1 protein-coding gene is annotated in these 2,024 nt (G+C 55.0%); it reads left to right on the top strand.

Annotated features, from left to right (window positions below):
• A partial coding sequence (locus tag MOV76_RS38980; protein WP_247266575.1) for a hypothetical protein occupies positions 1-2,024 on the top strand: 2,024 nt, incomplete at both ends.

Raw genomic sequence — 2,024 nt, 5'->3', positions numbered from 1 at the left:
CGGAGCTTTCGATACGGACGCCTGGATCGACGACTACTATTCAGAGAGCCGAGACCTGGAACAGGATCCGAGCGACTTGCGCCTCGGTTCGCACGACAGTGACGCCGGCGACCGTGTGCCGCGTCGCAGATCCGTGGGCGGTTCGATGCGAGTGACGCCGCAGTCGCTGGCGCCGGAGAGGGGTTCGGGGCAGCAAGACGTCGATGCCGCAACGGAGACTCACGTGGTCTCAACTAAGGTTCGAAAGCGTGGTCGCCCCGCCGACCGGGACATGCATCCCGATGACGAGTCCCGCATCAACCAGTTCGCGGAAGCAGTTCGAAACTACGAAATTCTACCCGACGGTAGCATCGGCCGAGGGGACGGAAGGGTTCCCGAGGCTACCGTCGAGAACAATTTAGGGATTCTTAGGAGGTTCGCTCGTTGGCTCCGAGCAGAAAACAGAGATTCGATGGCTTCTCGGTTTTTAAACGATCCAGATTCACTAGCCGTTGATATCGCGGATTATTGGGCAAGCGGTGAGGACGATCAGAACCGCCTTAACTCAGCGCTGTCTCATTTCAGGAGGCTCGCGCCTGAGGGGCAAGAACTCCAAGCCGTTGGACCTGGGCCGCGCCTGATGGGTCGCCGAATTCATGATCCCTATCCCGATGACGCCCGCGTCATTGATGCCTTGGCCAAGGAAGAGCGGAGTAAGCTCGGACCGGTCTCGATTTCTCAGAAAAATGCCAGTAGTCAACGAAAGTTTAGCGATTGGCTCAAAAGGGAGGGTAGGGGGAGCATAGTCAGCCGACTCACGGGTACTGATCAGCAGCAACAGTCGTTGCAGGAGGATTTTAGGAAATTTACCGAGGCCGAGGGAAAAGTGGTCGTGAGTTTAGATCGGCTGCGGCAGTATCTAGGCGCCGAGTCCCAGTTGAAACAGCATAATCCTTATCCCGACGACGCCCTCATGATTGATGGCTTGGCCAACGAAGAGCTGAGCAAGCTCGGACCGGACTCGACTTCCAAGAGGAAAGTTGTCCAGAATATGGCGATAAATCAACGGAGGTTTAGTAATTGGCTCCAAAAGAATGGTCGGGGGAGCATAAGCAGTCGCCTGACTGGCAGTGATGAGCAGCAACGGTCGTTAAAGGACGATTTTAGGGAATTTACTACTAACGTTGAAGTAAAAATAAGCGTGGGTTTCAATCGGCTGCGGCAGTATCTAGGCGCCGAGTCGCAGTTGAAACAGCATCATCCTTATCCCGACGACACCCGCATGATTGATAGCTTCACCAAGGAAGAGCTGAGCAAGCTCGGACCGGAGTCGACTTCCAAGAGGAAAGGCGTCTTGAATCTGGCCAGCAATCAACGGAGGTTTGGTAATTGGCTCCGAAAGAATGGTCGGGGGAGCATAAGCAGTCGCCTGACTGGCAGTGATGAGCAGCAACGGTCGTTGAAGGACGATTTTAGGGAATTTACTATTAACGTTGAAGTAAAAATAAACGTGAGTCTCGATCGGCTGCGGCAGTATCTAGGCGCTGAGTCGCAGTTGAAACAGCATCATCCTTATCCCGACGACGCCCTCATGATTGATGCCTTGGCCAACGAAGAGCTGAGCAAGCTCGGATCGGACTCGACTTCGCAGAGGAGAGTCGTCTGGAGACTGGCCAGCAATCAACGAAAGTTTAGTAATTGGCTGCAAACCAAGGGTAGGGAGAGCATAGCGAGCCGGCTCAACGGCAGTGATCAGCAGCAATGGTCGTTGAAAAAAGATTACCAAGACTTCACCGAAGACATGGGAAAACACACTATCTCTTTCAAGCGGCTTCGGCAGTACCAGCAAGTCGTTGAGGCGAACGCAGCGTCGGGGTTGTCCCCTGAGCCGGCAAGTGGCCGCGAACCGGCCGGTCTGGACGGCCGTTCGGATTCACGTGCCGAGTTCAGATCAACTTCGCCGCTGCAGCAGGTTGATCCATCGATCGAAGGCCGCAGCGGATTGTCGCTCGACCATACCGAATGGCTGGGCGACCAGCATATCC

The sequence above is a fragment of the Rhizobium sp. PRIMUS64 genome, from assembly GCF_023006465.1.
Classification (GTDB): domain Bacteria; phylum Pseudomonadota; class Alphaproteobacteria; order Rhizobiales; family Rhizobiaceae; genus Rhizobium; species Rhizobium leguminosarum.
This window is presented reverse-complemented; position numbering and strand designations above follow the sequence as displayed.